This is a genomic window from Barnesiella sp. ET7, assembly GCF_024733785.1.
Lineage (GTDB): Bacteria > Bacteroidota > Bacteroidia > Bacteroidales > Barnesiellaceae > Barnesiella > Barnesiella merdigallinarum.
The window spans coordinates 136,005-153,742 of sequence record NZ_JANRHM010000009.1; the positions used below are offsets into that span (position 1 = coordinate 136,005).

The following is a 17,738-nucleotide window of genomic DNA, read 5'->3' on the forward strand; positions in this document are numbered from 1 at the left end:
CAGGAAATACACACCCCGGCTGCAAGTATACCGAACTTTCCTCAAGATTTATTCTCGAGATGGCTTACGTCTGCTGCTCCACTTGGCACAGAGCCTTTTACACCCCTTCACCACCATAGGGGCAAAGATTCCACCCAATAGCCCGGGAATGAGGATACAGATCAGGATAAATTCCAGTGTAGTCATAGCTATAAGCGTTTAGATTCTGATTAAAGTCACCCGTGTAAAGAAACGAAAATAATTTTACCAAACCAAAGAAATCGACTATATTTGTCTACCTGTCAAAACAAGATGTGCCACATGAAAACACCCTACCTAACCCCCTCTAATTTCTGTCGCAAATACGTTGTCGGACTGTTGTTGCTTTGCCTGGTCGCCATCCCGGCACGGGCCCAATGGAGTGTAGGCGGTAAAGCGGGTATCAACTGGTCGACGGTGAGATACCCCAAAAACGTACTCAACGACAAGGCCAGCTATATCGTGGGCGGTCAAGCGGGAGTAGTAGCGACCTACACATGCAATACCTATTTCGACCTGCAACTCGAGCTGCTCTACGCCACACACGGCTACAAAGACAAGACTCTTATCTTCAACGACGAGCGAGGCGACACGATGTACAAGGGGTATTCGTACCGCATCCACTACATAGATATTCCGCTGCTGGTCAAGTTTTTCCCCGTAGCCGGTTTCAACATTCAGGCCGGTCCGCAACTGAGTATCGGGTGTGCCGCTACCGATTCGTGGAAAGGGGTGGAGGCTTTTCAGCAACCGGCAGGAGCCGAACTGGGCGTGGTCGCCGGGCTGGGATACGAATTTGATTCCGGTCTCTTTGTCGATGCCCGCTATACCTGGGGGCTCACCCACTCCATTCGCGACGCAGAGAGTGCCTTCGAGAGTCGCCACATAGGCATCTCGGTGGGGTATCGCTTCTTTTTGTAAACCCATCAAGGGGCTGACCTCAACCCTATAAAGAGAGATAAAAGCAGCCCCGCTCCACACCGGTTCAGTCGAGCATGAGACTCATATAGGGAGGCATGGCCGGGAAATCGACGAGCGAATCCTGACGGGAATCGCCAAATACCAGAAGTGCCAACTCGGCCACGTCGACATCGAAGTCGCACGTATCGGCCTCTACACGACCACACGCACCATCGGCAATTCGATAAACGCCGTTATTCGCAGGCAACAGCGGGTCGGACACCCGCACGACCACCTGCAGCGAAGGATGGTTCTGCGCTACAGTCGAGAGCATGGCCGGCACATCCACGATGCGCATCATGCCCATGCGCTGCAACACCCCCTCCCCGCTATCGGGTGGCAGCGCCACCGTAACCGGCAGGCCGGGGAACGTGCGTTCGACCTCGTGCAGGGCCGCTTCGCGAGCCTGGTCGTCGACTGCCAAGAGTTCTTTTACCCGTGTGCCATCGTCGTATGGCACGGCAAAAGCCAGCGCCGAAAGCTCACCCGCCTCATCGGCCAAGGCAATCACCTCGCCCCCGTCGAGACGGTTGTCGCCGCAAATCACCTCAAAGTCGTTCCACTCGTGCAACATGCAGCAAGGCCGGCGACGCATCTGGGCATCGAAAAAGGTGTAAAGCCGGTCGAGCGACGGAGCCACCCGCCGATACCCGGCACCCTCGAAACGATGCACGGCCGTGAAGTGACTCTTGCGCCGAAAAAATACCGGGGCATACCCCTTGGTGGCATAATAGCCATACAACCACGGCTCGGCCGGGATGAGCGCCGACAGCGGAATGGCACGCGACCGCATCGTCTCGAACGACTCCCGCAACAACCGGCCCATCAATCCCCGGTTGCGATACTCGGGACGAGTAGCCGCTCCCGAAATATAACTTACCTCCAACACCGACTCCCCATAGGTCATGCGGTAAGGGAGCATTTGCAAGGCCGACGTCAACACGCCCCGCTCCTCGAAACAAAGGGCATTTTCATCGCAATACAAGTGGCCGAACAAGAGGTCGACAAATTGCTCGTCGTCGTGAAAACAGAGTTGCCACAACTCCCGAATACGGGCTTTCTTCTCCGAAATCTCCATAATTACTTTATCTTTCATGTGCTAAACATACCCCACACGACAAAAGTTTTCCATTTGCAAGGTTTTATAGCTGTATAAATTATAATCAACTGGTTTATAGTACTATTATGAATGATATTTATACTTCCACTTGAATAAAAATCGGTAAAACCTACAACGCGCTGATTACAAGATACTTATAAACATCCATATCCATACGATAAACCTCTATGTAACGCGAATGGCGTTTGCTACATAACAAACGCCATATATTCGCTATTTATATACTCAAATAAAAAGTATTTGATTTACAGACTATTTACAAATAAATCTAAAGCCATAGTCTACAAAATCACATTCGTTATGCCTCCTGGCTCGGTGAGTTGTTACCGCCATTGCCGTTATTACCCGAGCGAGGCTTGCGCCGGCGATGATTGCGACGACGCGACGACGAACCACTCTGATTCTGCGAAGCGGTATTCTCGCTCTTCTCCTTAACCGGTTTCTCCGAAGCCGGAGCCGACTTGTCCCCCTTCGGGGCGGTATTCTTGGCAGCATTGTCTTTGGGGGTACCCTTGTCGCCCCGACGGCGATTGCGCGAGCGGCCACGCCCCTCGCCTCCCCGGTTTCCACCCCGGCCGTGACGGCCACCCTTCTCTTGCTTGGGAGCATATACCGGCCCTTCACCTACCCCCTCGGGCATCTCGCGCTTGGCAATTTCATAGCCCAGAAAAGTCTCGATGCGGTTGAACTTGCCCTGCTCCTTCTCCGACACGAAGGTAATGGCAGTACCCTCGGCATTGGCACGAGCCGTACGACCGATGCGGTGAATGTAATCCTCGGGGTCGTGAGGCACGTCGTAGTTGATGACCAACCCGATCTGATCGATGTCGATGCCTCGCGAAATGACATCGGTAGCCACCAGAATATCTATCTTGTTGTTTTTGAAATCGAGCATCACTGCCTCACGCTCGGGCTGCTCCAGGTCGGAGTGCATGGCGGCCACTCTGTATTTTTTCCGTTTCAAGGCAAAAGCCAGCTCCTTGACCTTCTGCTTCGACGACGAGAAGATGATGGTCTTCGTGCCGGTCGGCTCTCTGAAGAGGAAGTCGATAATACCCATCTTCTGATTCTCGTAGCAGACATAGGCCGACTGGTCGATGGCTTCGTTGGGTTTCGAAATAGCCACGTTCACCTCCACGGGATTGTCCATGATATTCTTGGCCAGCTGGCGAATCTTGGGCGGCATGGTAGCCGAGAACATAATCGTCTGTCGCTTGGCCGGCAGGCTCTTGCCTATCTTCATAATATCGTCGTAGAATCCCATATCGAGCATGCGGTCGGCCTCGTCGAGGATAAAATACTCGACTCCCGAAAAGTCGATGTTCGAGATATTCAGATGCGAGATGAGCCGGCCCGGCGTGGCTATAATCACATCGGCACCCATGGTCAGGCCCCGCTTCTGCTGCTCCCACGACGAACCGTCGCCACCACCCGAAACTACGGCCGTAGAGATGGGCAAGAAATAGGAGAAGCCGGCAAACTGCATGTCAATCTGCTGGGCCAACTCGCGCGTAGGCGCCACAATCACCGCGCGCACCTTGTCGCCGCTGCCGGGAAACTCGGTAAGCAAGTTCAACAAAGGCAATATATAGGCAGCTGTTTTACCCGTACCCGTCTGGGCACAAGCAATCAAATCTTTTTTCTGCAATATCACGGGAATGGTCTGTTCCTGAACCGGGGTCGCCTCTTGAAAATTCATGGCGTCGAGTCCTTGCATGACCTCTTCCGACAATCCGAATTCTTCAAATGTCATATCTTTTTTCCTTAAATTTTTCTTTTCGTCTATCTAACTCTTGCAGGAAATTACAAGCCCTCGAGGCTTCCATTTTCCCGAGTAATAATTTTTCGGTGACAAAGTTATAAAAAAAAGGCGATATGCCGCAGCATATCGCCCTCTATTCGTTATTAAGCCGTTACATAGCTTACTGATGTTGAGGCCGCAACAGGTCGTTCACGGTCTTCACCGGGTTGAAGGTCTCGGCGGGAACCTCGACAAACACGGTGTTCCAGTCGCTCATGGCGCCATTCCACAAGCCCGGCAACTCGAGAGCTTTCAGCTCGCGGCCATTTTTCGACTTATGCGAAATGAATCCGGTATTTTTGTCGACATAGCGAGGCAAATCGTACTTGACACCCTGACCGTCGCGCACGGCACAAATCAAATCGACCGGATTGAAGTGTGTACCGGCCTCGAATTGCCGCTTGGCTTCGGGGTTGGCCATATCGATTTGCGAACTCTCCAGAATCTGCAACGAGGTAGTACCGTCGGGATTGTATGCCACAAACGGACCACCACCCGGCTCGCCCGAATTGCGCACCATACCGCACACCCGGATAGGACGGTCGAACTTGCGCAACAGATAGAGCGCCAACTCGGCATCCTCGAGATTCTTGGTCTCTTCGTTTCGCACAAAGAGCTTCTGTTGCAGGAACTTCACCATTTCGCGCAAGTCGTCGATGGTGTACTTGCCGCTCTTCAGCATGGCCGTGTAGCGATTGACCTCGGCCTGCAAGGCCACCAGCACACCGCCTATCACTTTCTTGTAGCGCACGGTGGGCTCTTTGAGGCGATCGGGCACCACATTGTCGATATTCTTCACGAAAATTACCTCGGCATCGATGTCGTTGAGGTTTTCAATCAGGGCACCGTGACCACCGGGACGGAACAAGATTTTACCGTTCTCTTCGCGGAACGGCTCGTCGTTCATATCCACGGCAATGGTATCGGTCGAGGATTTCTGCTCCGAGAAACTGATGTTGTAGCGCACCCCGTAGCGTTTCTCGTAATCGGCCTTTTTCGAGGCGACCAGCTCTTTGAAGTGAGGCAGATGCTCGTGCGAAACCGTGAAGTGAATATTCACCTCGCCATCGGAGCTGGCAGCATAGAGAGCCCCCTCGGTGAGGTGCTCCTCCATGGCCGTGCGATTGGTCGTGGCATAGTGGTGGAACTTGAGCAGCCCCTTGGGCAACGAGCCGTAGTTGAGCCCCTTGGCCTCAAGCAGATTCGACACGACAGCCTTGTAGCGCCCGGCAGCCACCAGGTCGGCAATGCCCATACCCTCGTTTTTCAGACAGGCGGCATCGAGATCGGCATAGAAGGCAAAGTGCTCGATCGAGTCGAAAAATTTCTTTTCAAAATCGGTTTTCGGTTCGGTGTACTCGGCCGACAGAAAAGCGAACAAATCCTTGAACATGCGGCTGGCCGCTCCCGATGCGGGAACAAACTTCACCACTTTGTGATTGTCTTTCAAGTATCCTTCCCAAAGATCCAGGTAATATTGCGTCTGTTGCTCATCGAGCGACAAAATGCCATTCCCTACCGATGCCGAGGAGGCGATTTTCAGGAACGGGAATCCCCTTTTGAAAGATGCCAACTGGTCCTCGACTACCCGTATATCGATACCTTTTTCGGCAAACAAGTTTAAATCCTCTGTTGTAAACATACCTATAATGAATAATGAATTTTAATTCTGTTCCCAAAACTACAAAAAGCTCTAAAAAAAAGCGCATTTTTAACTATAAAAATATATATTTGAGACATAATTTTTTTGATATAGTCACAACTTATGCCCGAAAAAAGCTATTTCACCCCCGAGGAAAGAGGAAATGTCCTATCGGTTTATCGGCAACTTCTGCGCAACAGCCGGCCGGTGATGTCGCTCAACGACTTCACCCGCATGCGCAAACTCATCACCGAAGCGGTAGAAACAGGACATTACCAGCGCAACAAACAGGGCATCAATCCGGTCGTTCGCAACTTGAATACGGCGCTTATCCTGTGCGACCGGGTGGGACTGGAGCGCAGCATGCTCATCTCGGTATTGCTTTTCAATCTGGTAGTGAGCGAATTTCTCACTATCGAAACTGTACAGAAAGAGTTTGGCGACGACATTGCCCAACTCATTCGGGGACTTATCAAATCGAACAGCCTCTATGCCAAGCAGGCGGCTGTCGAGAGCGAGAACTTCCGCAAGCTGTTGCTCTCTTTTGCCGAAGACATACGGGTGATTATCATCATGATTGCCGACCGTCTGTGCGTGATGAAGATGATCAACCACCACCCCAACGAGAAGTATCGCTACGACGTAGCCTGCGAGGCGTCGTACCTCTACGCACCGCTGGCCCACCGGCTGGGCCTCTACTCCATCAAATCGGAGCTCGAGGACCTCTCGCTCAAATATACCAATCGCGAAATCTACGACCAGATAGCCCACAAGCTCAACGAAACGAAGCGCAACCGCGACAAGTACATCACCGAGTTTATCGAGCCGGTCAAACAGAAACTCGAGGCCGAGGGGCTCAACTTCGAAATCAAGGGTCGCACGAAGTCGATCTTCTCCATCTGGAACAAGATGAAGAAACAGAAGGCCGACCTCGAAGACATCTACGACCTGTTTGCCATACGGGTGATTCTGGAGACTCCGCTCGACCAGGAGAAGGCCGACTGCTGGAAAGTCTACTCGATTGTGACCGACATGTACCAGCCCAACCCCAAGCGTATGAAAGACTGGCTGTCGATACCCAAGTCGAACGGGTACGAGTCGCTGCACATCACCGTGCTGGGGCCCGGACAACGATGGGTCGAGGTGCAGATACGTACCCGACGCATGGACGAAATCGCCGAACGCGGACTGGCAGCCCACTGGAAATACAAGGGTATCAAGAGCGAATCGGGGCTCGACGACTGGATGAACAACGTGCGCGAAGTGCTCGAAGCGGCCGAACATGGCGGTGCTCTGGAACTGATGCGCGACTTCAAGATGGACCTCTACGACAAAGAGGTGTTTGTCTTTACTCCCAAGGGCGACCTCTACAAGCTGCCACTGGGGGCTACCCTGCTCGACTTTGCCTTTCTCATCCACACGGGACTGGGGTGCAAATGCGTGGGCGGCCGAGTGAACGGAAAGATAGAGACCATCAAATACAAGCTCAAAAGCGGCGATACCATCGAGGTACTCACCTCGCCCAACCAGACCCCCAAGCAAGACTGGCTTAACATTGCCTCCACTTCGAAAGGGCGCGTCAAGATAAAACAGGCCCTCAACGAACAGCAGAACAAAGATGCCGAGTATGGCAAGGAGCTGCTGCAACGCCGGTTCAAGAATCGCAAGATGGAGATGGAAGACGGCATCATGATGAAGCTCATCAAAAAGATGGGCTACAAGACCGTGACCGACTTCTACAACGAGCTGGCCGCCGAGCGCATCGACGTGAACCGAGTCATCGACCTCTACCTCGAAATCGAACACAAAGAGAACAACGAGCAATACGAAGCCCGCACGGCCGAAGAGTTCACGCTGCAACCCAGCGAGCACGACGACTCGAAAGAGGACGAGCTCATCATCGGCGGCGACGTGAAGGGTATCGACTACAAGCTGGCCAAGTGTTGCAACCCCATTTTCGGCGACGACATCTTCGGGTTCGTATCAACCGAGGGGACCATCAAGATACACCGCAAGGACTGCCCCAATGCCCGCCACATCTACAGCCGCTACCGCTATCGGGTGGTCAATGCCCGGTGGTCGGGAAAGATGGGCTCAAAATATGTCTGTGTGCTGCGTGTCGTGGGCAACGACGACATCGGCATCGTCACCAACATTACCTCAATCATCTCGAAAGAGAAAAACATCTACATGCGCAACATCTCGATCGACTCGAACGACGGACTCTTCCAGGGACACATCACCGTCATGGTCGACGACACCTCGAGCCTCAACAGCCTCATCAAGAAGCTCAAGACCGTGAAAGGGGTAAAAGATGTACAACGGAGTTCGATAAACTGTTAATGACCCATTAAAAACACAATATGAATATGACAAAATACCTCTACCTTTGGATATGCTCCTGTATTCTTCTGTTTCCGGCCTGCGGCGACGGTAGCCACGAAGCCGGCGAACAATACGAAAAAGCCTTGAAACTCTTCGAGGCGGGACAGTACGAAAGCGCCCGAAATGCGATAGACAGTATCGAGCAGCTATACCCCAAAGCCTTCAAACAGATCAGAGAGGGCATGTTGCTCATGTGCCGGGTCAAGCAGAAAGAGAGCGAGCGAAACCTGCTCTATATCGACAGCGTACTCAAGGTAAGACAGGCCGAACTCGAGGCAGCCAAAAAGAAATTCCGCTTCGAGAAAGATGCCAAATATCAGACCGAAGGCAACTACGTGTACAACAAACTGCCCAAACAAAACGCCATCACCCGCAGCCAGCTGAAGGTGCAGGTTACCGAAAACGGTCAGATGCAGCTGGCCAGCGTATACTACGGCAGCACCCCGCTGAAGCATAGTTCGATACGGGTCACCCTACCCGACAAGAGCAAGGCCGAGACCCTGGCTATCGGATACGACGGAGCCAACAACTACCGGTTTACCGACAACGGCAAGTATACCGAAATCGTCACCTACAAGGATGGACAATGTTCGGCCGTCGCTTCGCTTATTGCCGACAACACCGACAAGGCCATCACCCTCACCTATCTGGGCGGAAACCGTTACACGCTCGCTCTCGACCGGACGACTCGCGAAGCGGTGAAAGAGACCCGCAACCTCTACACTCTGATGCGTAATGTCGATGACCTCACCCGGGAATATCAGCTCAACATCCGTACCCTCGAACTGGCCGACAAGCAGGTAATGCAACTGGAGAAACAACAGAAATCAAAGAAACAATAACAGTCGTATCACGACGAAAAGAAGAACGGCCGGGGCAAACACCTCCGGCCGTTCTTCTTATAATAAGTTTTTATTTCCTGCAGTTCAACGCTCCAACCCGTTGCTGCGCAACCACCGGAATATCTCGGCATAGACCGATGCCCGTGCAGCCGGCTTCGACAACACGAGGTCGTGCAACCCCTCCTTCACCTCAAACTCGGTGACATGCGGCCCCAGCGTACGCCCGTAGCGGGCTATATCTTTCACATCGAGCACCGCGTCGCCCGACTGGTGCTGCGGGGTCCACTCGTCGCCCTGCACCGACTGGCTCGAATACATCAACAGGATGGGACACGGTATGTGCAACCCCTTGTGCACCTGGTTATGCCCCCGGTGTATGGCCCGTACCCAGGCCGCGGTGACCGGCCGCGAGGCCATAAACTTCAGGTTGGTGTCGTAGTCCCACTCGCCGTGATACTGTTTCAACAGACTCTCGGCATAGGCAGTGGAGTTGCCTTGGCTGATTTTCGTATTCTTGAAACAACCGCCCCAGGCCGAAACCAAAGGCACCAGTACCTTTTCGTAAAAGCCGCTCATGTTCATGTCGAGGAACGGGCTGTTGAGGATAAGCCCCTGCACCGGCAGGGAGTCGCGATGCGCCTCGCAATAGAGCGAGGTGATGAGCCCTCCGGTCGAGTGCCCCATCAGCACAACCTCGGTATTGCCCTCCTGCCGGACAAGTGTCAACGCCGTGTCGAGATCGGCAAAATACTCGCTCAAGTCGCGCACCTCGAAAGGGGTTTGCTCCGGCAGAAGCGAACGCCCATACTTGCGCAGGTCCACGGCGTAGAAGTTGAAACACGAGTCGGTAAAGGTCCGGGCCATCTCCTTTTGGAAAAAATAGTCGTTATACCCGTGTACGTAGAGCACGGCCCGATGCACATCGGGGCAAGGCGACAGACTGCGCACGAGCGTAGTCACCACCCGACCGCTGTAATCGTCGGGCATGACGAGTGTTTTCGATTCGAACCCCTCGCCCAGGCGATCGGGTTGGTACTGTGCAAAGGTGAATGATGTGGTTGCGGCCAGCCCACACAGCAAAACCGCCACAAACAGTTTGGTATACTTGATCATCGCTATCGTCTTTTTAGAGATTAGTCGTTCAACGAGTTTTTCAAATTGCCGAAGACCTTGGCCAGCATCGCACCGGCCATCTCGACCTCGCTGTCGGAGAATCCCTCGAGAGCGGTACGCATGATGGCCGTTACCAACGGCTTGGTAGCATCCTCGAGTTCACGCCCCTTGTCCGTGAGATGAATGAGGTTGATACGGCGATCTTTCACACCCGGCGAACGAACCACCAGCTGCTGTTTCTCCAGATTGTCAATCAACCGGGTCATACTCGGCTTGTCTTTGAAAGTGACATTACACAACTCTTGCTGAGTTACCCCGTCGCGCGACCACAAATAGTAGAGCACCGTCCATTGCTCGGGCGTAATGTCGATTGACAACTTGCGAAAACTGCGGTGCAACTTCCGATTGATGGCTGCCGACAACTTACCGCTCATCAGAGCAAAGAGCATCTCTATATTTAATTCCGAAAAGTTCATATACGAATCATTGCTTAAACAACTACAAAAGTAACTCAACTTTGCTACAAAAACAAATTTAGCCTCCTTTTTGCTCACTATCGGCGAAAAAGAGGCTATTATTTTTTCCCATCAAACCATCGCCACCGGCCCCGTCTACCCGAATCAATCGGATAAAGACAGTTGCCGAGCGCGGCCCTCCCGGTGCTACATCTGCTCGTAATCCTTGGCCAAGCCACCTTCGCCCGTCTCCTTGTAGAGCGACGGCAGGTCGTGCCCGGTCTGCTTCATTACCGCCACCACCTTGTCGAACGAAACCCGGTGGTTGCCATCGGTAAAGGCCGAATAGATATTGGCATCGAGAGCCCGGGCCGCGGCATAGGCATTCCGCTCGATGCAGGGAATCTGCACCAGGCCGCACACCGGGTCGCACGTCATGCCCAGGTGATGCTCGAGACCCATCTCGGCGGCATACTCGATCTGTGCCGGGCTGCCCCCGAACAGTTGGCTGGCTGCCGCCGAAGCCATGGCACACGCCACGCCTACCTCGCCCTGACAGCCCACCTCGGCCCCCGAAATCGAGGCATTCTGTTTCACGATATTACCCACCAAACCGGCCGTAGCCAACGCCCGCAGGATGCGCATGTCGCTGAAGTCGCGGCTCTTCTGCAAATGATACAGCACGGCAGGTACCACCCCGCACGAGCCGCAGGTAGGTGCCGTGACAATACGGCCACCCGAGGCATTCTCTTCGCTCACGGCCAGGGCATAGGCAAAGACCAGCCCACGGCTCTTCAAGCTATCCTTATACCCCTTGGCCTTTATATAGTAGGAAGAGGCTTTGCGCCGCAGGTTCAACGGCCCCGGCAACACGCCCTCCTGGTCGAGACCCCGCTCGATGGCCTGGCGCATTACCGCCCACACCTCGGCCAGGTAGTTCCAGAGGTCATCGTCCTCGCACTCCTGCACATACTCCCAATAGCTGCGCCCCGTGCGCTCGCACCAGTTGAGTATCTCGGTCATGTGATTCATTTCATACAGCTCGGGCGACTCGTCGAGAGCCTTCCCCTCTTCGGCCAAAGCACCGCCTCCGATGCTGAAGACCGTCCATTCGTCGGTCACCTCGCCCCGGCTGTTCTTCGAGCGGAAGGTCATGCCATTGGGGTGAAAAGGCAGAAATACCGAAGGCTTCCACACAATCTCGACCGGCGCATGGGGACGCAACGTGTCGAGGATAGCCACGTCGGTCAAGTGGCCCCGCCCCGTAGCGGCCAGACTGCCGTATAACGTCACTTCGAATGCCGCCGCATCGCGATGGCGTTCCAAAAACATTTCCGAAGCCTTGCGCGGCCCCATCGTATGGCTGCTCGAAGGGCCATACCCTATGCGATATATTTCCCGTATGGTTTTCATCTCATTTATGTATAATGTAAATACAAAGATAGTGAAAGGTGAGAGCAGTGGCAAAGGAAAACGCAGTTTTCAACTTTGACTCTGCCGAACCGCCATCTATCTTCTGAAAAGATAGTGAAAGGCGAGAGCAGTGGCAAATGAAAACTTTGTTTTCAAATTTGACCATGCCGAGCCGCCTCCTGTCTTCGTGTAACAAAGATAGCGAAAGAAGATTGCAAAGGCAAATGAAAACCACGTTTTCAAATTTGACTATGCCAAACCGCCTCCTGTCTTAGTAAAAGATACTGAAAGGTGAATGCAGAGAAACAAGCTCGCCCGGACTTTTTCCGGCCCCGGTCGCTCACGGCTTGCCCAACCGCTCGCGGTATTCCAGAGGCGACATACCCGTCATTCGACGAAAGAAACGGCACAAATACGAGGCATCCTCGTAGTTAAGTTCGTTGGCAATATTCTTGACCGACAGGTCGGTACTACTCAAATAGGTCTTGATAGCCATAATACACTGCCGGTTGATATACTCCTTGGGGGTCATCAAGATATATTTGAGCGACAGTTTATTGAGGTAATCGGGACTGACACAAAGGCGGGTGGCATAATAGGCCACGTCGCGGTGCTTGACATAGTGGCGACCCACCAGCACCATAAAGTCATTGGCGACCACCCAGGCATGACTTCGTTTCTCGCTCTTGCCCGAAGCCAGCGACAGCCTCTCCATTTCGCAGCAGAGCGAGAGCATGAGCTGATAGAATACACTTTGCAACAGTTCGGTGCGGTAGGTATCTTCCGTGTGTCGGGCAATCCACTTCACCTGCAACAGCCAAGACTCGACCAGCCGTGGATGCTCAGGCTCCAGACGGCAAACCGGGTAGAAATAGAAGCGGTCCCAAAACTTTACCGAAGAGATTTTATAGAAGGTATCGTTGCAAACCGAAAGCGACAGCGATACCCATTCGACCCGGAATCCGGCCGAGACCTTGAGCGGGATTACCGTACGGTCATACATGACCACCAGCAAATCGCCCCGACGGAAGGTGTAGTTGTGAAAGTCGATGGAGAAAAGCGCTACCCCCTCGGTACACATCAGCACCACACACCCCTCGACCTCGATAAGACACCCCAGACAGGGGCGAAGGTCGGTTGTGCCGTAGCTGCATTCGCTGCCCTCGGGCGAGAGCCTGTACTTGAACGACTTCATATATTGAAAAATACCTTTCTGAGATGCAAAAATAGGGTATTTCCCCAACTTACGCCCCATTTTGTTCGGAAAAGTACCCTACTTGTCGGGGTTCTGCTCCCCTCCGGGAAGATACATCTCACTACCTTTGCCCCTCGTAAAAGACCCACAAACACAACTCTGCTTGTATGAACCGAGACGCTATCGACTTTCAGAAAGAGCCTGTCGCCACACTCTTCCGCAAACTACTGATTCCCACCCTGCTGGGTTCGTTCGCCATGTCGGCTGTATGTACTATCGACGGTATCTTTGTAGGGCACGGCACCGGTGCCGACGGGGTTGCCGCCGTAAACCTGGTCGTTCCCATCTACCAATTCGTAGCCGGCCTGGGGCTCATGATCGGCTCCGGCTGCTCGGTAGTATCGTCCATTCACCTCTCTTATAAAAAGGTGAAGACTGCCCGGCTCAACATTTCCCAAGCCCTGCTGGCGACTACCTTGTTTATAACCGTACTCACGGTGCTGGTACTGATATTCCCGGCCGAGACGGCCCGGCTGCTGGGCTCGTCGGAGAGCCTGATGCCGCAAGTTCTCGACTACCTGCAATGGATTATGCCGGCCTTTGTCTTCCAGACCTGGATGCTGATAGGGCTCTTCATTATCCGCCTCGATGGCTCACCCCGCTTTGCCATGTGGTGCAACATTGTGCCGGCCCTGCTGAATATCGTGCTCGACTGGCTCTTCATCTTCCCCCTTGGCATGGGAGTAAAAGGGGCGGCAATAGCCACTACCCTCAGCATTGTGGCCGGCGGTGTCATGGCCTTGTACTATCTGCTATTCATGGGCCGGTCGCTACGCATAATCGCCTTGAAAACAAGCGTCAAGAGCCTCCGCCTGGCCGGCCGAAACCTCGGCTACCAGTGCAAGATAGGCTTGTCGTCGCTGCTGGGCGAACTGACAATGGCCATCTTTATCTACATAGGCAACTGGCAGTTTATGCACTATCTGGGCGATTCGGGCGTGGGCGCTTTTGGCATTGCCTGCTACTATGCCCCCTTCTTCTTCATGATCGGAAATGCCATAGCCCAGTCGGCCCAACCCATCATCAGCTACAACTACGGCACCGGCCTCTGGCACAAAGTGAGAGAGACCCGCCGCCTGCTGTTGCGCACGGCAACCCTGTTCGGCGTGTGCCTGTCGCTGCTGTTTATTCTGTTTCCACGAGAACTGGTAGGGCTGTTTGTCGACACCCAGAGCCAAGCCGGAAGAATAGCTACGGCGGGATTTCCCTACCTGGGTACAGGCACCGTCTTTTTCATTGCCAACGTGGCTGTCATCGGCTACTTCCAGAGTCTGGAACGGATAAGAGAGTCGATTCTGTTTGTGCTGATGCGCGGTGTAATCCTCCTCATTCCATGCTTCTACCTGCTCCCCGCCGTGTGGGGAACCACTGGTATGTGGCTGGCCATGCCGGTGACCGAGGCACTTACCTCGACAATCATCTACGGCATGTGCCTGTATCGCCGGAGAAGGCGGTGAGACTCTGCCGTCCGAGGCCTCGCACCCGAACCTTACAAGCCTCGCACCCGATGTGACAAATAGGCCACTTCGGCGCAAGTCTGTCCACTTCGGCGCACTCTTGTCACTACATCCGGGGCAAAACAGGTGCCAAAGGGTATTGGCACACCCTTTGCAAGTAGATAGGTGATTTCGGTAATCGAAAGAGAGCCGAAAGCAAAACAGATAATAAACAACTTAAAGATAGGAGATTATAATTATGGTACCCATGAGAAAAAACCAAGGTTGGTTGCCCGACATTTTCAATGATTTCTTTGATAATGAATGGATGGAAAAAGCCAATGCTACAGCACCTGCCATCAATGTGATCGAACATGAAAACGACTACTGCGTAGAAGTGGCTGCTCCGGGTATGACGAAAGACGATTTCCAGGTTCACGTCGATGAGAACGACAACCTCGTAATCACGATGGAGAAGAAAATCGAAAACAAAGACGAAAAGAAGAAAGAGCACTATCTGCGTCGCGAATTCTCTTATTCGAAATTCCAGCAGACCATGATTCTGCCCGACGATGTCGACAAAAACAAAATTTCGGCTCATGTCGAACATGGCGTTTTGTCGGTCGAACTTCCCAAACTGCCTGTTGAAAACAATGCCGGTGTAAGAAAATCGATCGAAGTTAAGTAAACAATTTCGGGAGCAATCCCCAGCAAGGCCGCTACCTTTTGCACAAAAAGGCAGCGGTTTTTTTATGCCTGTTCCCCTGGCAAAAAAAAGAGACACAAAGTTTGTACAACCCGCAAGATTTTGCGTCCTTTGCACCCGATTTTCAGGGAGGGTCTGCCCGGGCAGGTTGCTCCCTGCGTTCAATAGGTTATTAAGGTATCGTATGAAAAAGAGTCTTATTGCATTGGCGTTCGGCACATTGGGGCTTGGAATCGCCGAGTTTGTCATGATGGCTATCCTCCCCTACATAGCCGCCGATCTACACATCACTATTCCTACGGCCGGCCATTTGATTTCGGCCTACGCTCTGGGCGTATGTGCCGGAGCTCCCCTTCTGACCATGGCCCGCAAACTGCCGTTGAAAAATATCCTGCTCGGTCTGGTAGCCGTGATGATGGCCGGCAACCTGTTTGCCTCGCTGGCCCCCAACTACTGGACCATGATGATGGCCCGGTTCATCTCGGGGCTCCCCCACGGAGCCTACTTCGGGGTAGCGTCGATTGTGGCCGAGAAGCTGGCCGATAAAGGGAAGGGCTCGGAGGCGGTCTCGATTATGATTGCCGGCATGACCATCGCCAACCTCTTCGGGGTACCGCTGGGCACCTCGCTCAGCACGCTGCTCTCGTGGCGGCTCACCTTCCTGCTGGTGGGTGTGTGGGGCCTCATCGTGCTCTACTACATCTGGAAGTGGGTACCTCAGGTCGAGGGATTGCCCGACACGGGATTCAAAGGACAGTTCCGTTTCTTGAAGACCAAAGCCCCCTGGCTCATCCTGGGAGCCACCATGCTGGGCAACGGCGGCGTGTTCTGCTGGTACAGCTACATCAACCCGCTGCTCACCCAAGTCTCGGGCTTCCCGACCGAAAGTGTCACCCTGCTGATGGTGCTGGCCGGATTCGGTATGGTGGTAGGCAATCTGTTGGGCGGACGCCTGTCGGACATCTACACCCCCGGCCGCGTGGCTGCCTACACCCAACTGCTGCTCTTCATGGCCCTGCTCGCCATCTTTTTCGCGGCTCCTGTCGGATGGCTCACCGTACTGCTCATGTGCCTGTGCACCGCCGGACTCTTTGCCGTGTCGAGCCCTCAGCAAATCTCGATCATTCACTTTGCCAAGGGTGGCGAGCTGCTGGGTGCCGCCTGCGTGCAGGTAGCCTTCAACCTGGGGAATGCCATCGGAGCCTTCCTGGGAGGCCTGCCGCTCGAGGCTGGTCTCGACTACCGCTATCCCGCCCTCATCGGGGCACCGCTCGCCCTGGTCGGCTTTGTACTGCTCACCCTCTTTTACAAAAAATACGAGTCGACCAAAGCCTGAATTTTGTCCCGATTGAACGAGCACCGGCAGAAAAAAGAGAAAAAACCGTCGCAAAGGGTTGTATAATTGCAAGATAATCTCTACCTTTGCCCCGCTAATAAAAACTATTAACCAAATACGTTAAACTAAACGAGTATGAATCATTACGAAACCGTTTTCATTTTAACTCCCGTTTTGTCTGATGTACAGATGAAGGAAGCGGTAGACAAATTCAAAACGATTCTCACCGAGCAAGGTGCCGTAATCGTGAATGAGGAAAACTGGGGATTGCGCAAGCTCGCCTATCCTATTCAAAAGAAAACCACCGGTTTTTACAACCTGCTGGAATTTGACGCCGACCCTTCTGTCATCGCCAAACTGGAAATTCAATTCCGTCGTGACGAACGTGTAATCCGTTTCTTGACGTTCAGAATGGACAAATTTGCTGCCGAATACGCTGCAAAGAGAAGAAGTGTTAAATCGTCTAACAAAGTAGAAGAAGTAAAGGAGAACTAAAAAATGGCACAAGCACAATCCGAAATCAGATATTTGACCCCTCCGTCGGTTGACATCAAAAAGAAAAAATACTGCCGTTTCAAGAAAAACGGTATCAAGTATATCGACTACAAAGATCCTGAATTCCTGAAAAAATTCTTGAACGAACAAGGCAAAATCCTGCCCCGTCGTATCACAGGAACTTCGTTGAAATTTCAACGTCGTATTGCACAAGCTGTGAAAAGAGCCCGTCACCTGGCGCTGCTCCCTTATGTAACTGATTTGATGAAATAATTAAACGAAGGAGGAATTTTAGCATGCAAGTAATATTGAAAGAAGACATCGCCAACCTCGGTTACAAAGACGATGTCGTTACGGTAAAAAGCGGATACGGTCGTAACTACCTCATCCCCCAAGGAAAAGCTGTTATCGCTTCGCCCATGGCTCTGAAAATGCGTGAAGAGGACCTGAAACAACGTGCTCACAAACTCGAGAAAATCAAAGCCGACGCTCAAGCTCTGGCTGCTGCCCTCGAAGGTGTATCGCTCACCATCGGTGCAAAAACCAGCTCGACGGGTACCATCTTCGGTTCGGTTAACAACATCCAAATCGCCGAGGCTCTCGAGAAACTGGGCCACAACGTAGACCGCAAACAAATCATTATCAAAGACCCTGTAAAAGAAGTGGGCCACTACAAAGCTACTATCAAACTCCACAAAGAGGTTAGCGTAGAAATCCCCTTCGAAGTCGTTGCTGAATAATCGACGAATCTATAATAAGGA

At 52.9% G+C, this 17,738-nt stretch carries 16 protein-coding genes; 9 read left to right on the top strand and 7 right to left on the bottom strand.

The features are described 5' to 3' along the window. The first annotated feature begins 300 nt into the window (after positions 1-300). A complete protein-coding gene (locus NW211_RS07755) occupies positions 301-939 on the top strand; it encodes a porin family protein (protein WP_258327483.1) in 639 nt (212 codons plus the stop codon). A gap of 64 nt (positions 940-1,003) precedes the next feature. On the opposite strand, the gene eis is transcribed toward NW211_RS07755, so the two are convergent. The 3 genes from eis to NW211_RS07770 all read right to left on the bottom strand — a co-directional run bounded on the left by eis (position 1,004) and on the right by NW211_RS07770 (position 5,541). Further along, positions 1,004-2,074 (bottom strand): enhanced intracellular survival protein Eis, encoded by a 1,071-nt coding sequence (gene eis, locus NW211_RS07760; RefSeq protein WP_258327484.1) that lies wholly within the window; start codon positions 2,072-2,074, stop codon positions 1,004-1,006. A 322-nt stretch (positions 2,075-2,396) separates the two neighbouring features. Further along, positions 2,397-3,851, bottom strand: a complete 1,455-nt coding sequence (locus NW211_RS07765) for a DEAD/DEAH box helicase (protein ID WP_258327485.1) — start codon at positions 3,849-3,851, stop codon at positions 2,397-2,399. A 169-nt stretch (positions 3,852-4,020) separates the two neighbouring features. Next, complete coding sequence (locus NW211_RS07770) at positions 4,021-5,541, bottom strand: DUF4301 family protein (RefSeq protein ID WP_258327486.1); 1,521 nt, start codon at positions 5,539-5,541, stop codon at positions 4,021-4,023. Positions 5,542-5,664: 123 nt separating this feature from the next. Between NW211_RS07770 and NW211_RS07775 the strand changes: the two genes are divergently transcribed. Continuing rightward, positions 5,665-7,884, top strand: a complete 2,220-nt coding sequence (locus NW211_RS07775) for a bifunctional (p)ppGpp synthetase/guanosine-3',5'-bis(diphosphate) 3'-pyrophosphohydrolase (protein WP_087407293.1) — start codon at positions 5,665-5,667, stop codon at positions 7,882-7,884. Positions 7,885-7,904: 20 nt separating this feature from the next. Continuing rightward, positions 7,905-8,768 carry a hypothetical protein gene (locus NW211_RS07780; protein ID WP_087407292.1) on the top strand — a complete coding sequence of 288 codons (864 nt, stop codon included), beginning with the start codon at positions 7,905-7,907 and terminating at the stop codon, positions 8,766-8,768. An 84-nt stretch (positions 8,769-8,852) separates the two neighbouring features. Here NW211_RS07780 and NW211_RS07785 read toward each other — a convergent pair whose 3' ends face one another. From NW211_RS07785 to NW211_RS07800, 4 genes are all read right to left on the bottom strand, one after another. After that, the gene (locus NW211_RS07785; protein ID WP_258327487.1) at positions 8,853-9,881 is read right to left on the bottom strand and encodes an alpha/beta hydrolase; all 1,029 of its coding nucleotides are present in this window, start codon (positions 9,879-9,881) and stop codon (positions 8,853-8,855) included. A 20-nt stretch (positions 9,882-9,901) separates the two neighbouring features. Beyond that, positions 9,902-10,357, bottom strand: a complete 456-nt coding sequence (locus NW211_RS07790; protein WP_258327488.1) for a MarR family winged helix-turn-helix transcriptional regulator — start codon at positions 10,355-10,357, stop codon at positions 9,902-9,904. Positions 10,358-10,543: 186 nt separating this feature from the next. Beyond that, positions 10,544-11,749: an L-serine ammonia-lyase gene (locus NW211_RS07795; RefSeq protein ID WP_087407749.1), complete on the bottom strand. Its 1,206-nt coding sequence runs from the start codon at positions 11,747-11,749 to the stop codon at positions 10,544-10,546. A gap of 340 nt (positions 11,750-12,089) precedes the next feature. Then, the gene (locus NW211_RS07800) at positions 12,090-12,944 is read right to left on the bottom strand and encodes an AraC family transcriptional regulator (RefSeq protein WP_258327489.1); all 855 of its coding nucleotides are present in this window, start codon (positions 12,942-12,944) and stop codon (positions 12,090-12,092) included. A 167-nt stretch (positions 12,945-13,111) separates the two neighbouring features. Here NW211_RS07800 and NW211_RS07805 point away from each other — a divergent pair, with 167 nt between their 5' ends. The 6 genes from NW211_RS07805 (at position 13,112) to rplI (ending at position 17,717) form a co-directional block, all read left to right on the top strand. Continuing rightward, positions 13,112-14,461: an MATE family efflux transporter gene (locus tag NW211_RS07805; protein WP_258327490.1), complete on the top strand. Its 1,350-nt coding sequence runs from the start codon at positions 13,112-13,114 to the stop codon at positions 14,459-14,461. Positions 14,462-14,699: 238 nt separating this feature from the next. Next, a complete protein-coding gene (locus tag NW211_RS07810) occupies positions 14,700-15,128 on the top strand; it encodes an Hsp20/alpha crystallin family protein (protein WP_087407287.1) in 429 nt (142 codons plus the stop codon). A 202-nt stretch (positions 15,129-15,330) separates the two neighbouring features. Next, on the top strand, positions 15,331-16,482 hold the full coding sequence (araJ, locus tag NW211_RS07815; protein ID WP_087407286.1) for an MFS transporter AraJ: 1,152 nt from the start codon (positions 15,331-15,333) through the stop codon (positions 16,480-16,482). A 135-nt stretch (positions 16,483-16,617) separates the two neighbouring features. Then, the gene (gene rpsF, locus NW211_RS07820) at positions 16,618-16,977 is read left to right on the top strand and encodes a 30S ribosomal protein S6 (protein ID WP_087407285.1); all 360 of its coding nucleotides are present in this window, start codon (positions 16,618-16,620) and stop codon (positions 16,975-16,977) included. A 3-nt stretch (positions 16,978-16,980) separates the two neighbouring features. Continuing rightward, the gene (gene rpsR / locus NW211_RS07825) at positions 16,981-17,250 is read left to right on the top strand and encodes a 30S ribosomal protein S18 (protein WP_087407284.1); all 270 of its coding nucleotides are present in this window, start codon (positions 16,981-16,983) and stop codon (positions 17,248-17,250) included. A 23-nt stretch (positions 17,251-17,273) separates the two neighbouring features. After that, positions 17,274-17,717, top strand: coding sequence for a 50S ribosomal protein L9 (rplI, locus tag NW211_RS07830; protein WP_087407283.1), 444 nt, complete (start codon positions 17,274-17,276; stop codon positions 17,715-17,717). The last annotated feature ends 21 nt before the right edge of the window (positions 17,718-17,738 follow it).

Bases quoted from the DNA above. Each gene is read 5' to 3' on its own strand.
- NW211_RS07755 (WP_258327483.1), top strand. From the start codon at position 301: ATGAAAACACCCTACCTAACCCCCTCTAATTTCTGTCGCAAATACGTT.
- eis (WP_258327484.1), bottom strand. From the start codon at position 2,074: ATGAAAGATAAAGTAATTATGGAGATTTCGGAGAAGAAAGCCCGTATT.
- NW211_RS07765 (WP_258327485.1), bottom strand. From the start codon at position 3,851: ATGACATTTGAAGAATTCGGATTGTCGGAAGAGGTCATGCAAGGACTC.
- NW211_RS07770 (WP_258327486.1), bottom strand. From the start codon at position 5,541: ATGTTTACAACAGAGGATTTAAACTTGTTTGCCGAAAAAGGTATCGAT.
- NW211_RS07775 (WP_087407293.1), top strand. From the start codon at position 5,665: ATGCCCGAAAAAAGCTATTTCACCCCCGAGGAAAGAGGAAATGTCCTA.
- NW211_RS07780 (WP_087407292.1), top strand. From the start codon at position 7,905: ATGAATATGACAAAATACCTCTACCTTTGGATATGCTCCTGTATTCTT.
- NW211_RS07785 (WP_258327487.1), bottom strand. From the start codon at position 9,881: ATGATCAAGTATACCAAACTGTTTGTGGCGGTTTTGCTGTGTGGGCTG.
- NW211_RS07790 (WP_258327488.1), bottom strand. From the start codon at position 10,357: ATGAACTTTTCGGAATTAAATATAGAGATGCTCTTTGCTCTGATGAGC.
- NW211_RS07795 (WP_087407749.1), bottom strand. From the start codon at position 11,749: ATGAAAACCATACGGGAAATATATCGCATAGGGTATGGCCCTTCGAGC.
- NW211_RS07800 (WP_258327489.1), bottom strand. From the start codon at position 12,944: ATGAAGTCGTTCAAGTACAGGCTCTCGCCCGAGGGCAGCGAATGCAGC.
- NW211_RS07805 (WP_258327490.1), top strand. From the start codon at position 13,112: ATGAACCGAGACGCTATCGACTTTCAGAAAGAGCCTGTCGCCACACTC.
- NW211_RS07810 (WP_087407287.1), top strand. From the start codon at position 14,700: ATGGTACCCATGAGAAAAAACCAAGGTTGGTTGCCCGACATTTTCAAT.
- araJ (WP_087407286.1), top strand. From the start codon at position 15,331: ATGAAAAAGAGTCTTATTGCATTGGCGTTCGGCACATTGGGGCTTGGA.
- rpsF (WP_087407285.1), top strand. From the start codon at position 16,618: ATGAATCATTACGAAACCGTTTTCATTTTAACTCCCGTTTTGTCTGAT.
- rpsR (WP_087407284.1), top strand. From the start codon at position 16,981: ATGGCACAAGCACAATCCGAAATCAGATATTTGACCCCTCCGTCGGTT.
- rplI (WP_087407283.1), top strand. From the start codon at position 17,274: ATGCAAGTAATATTGAAAGAAGACATCGCCAACCTCGGTTACAAAGAC.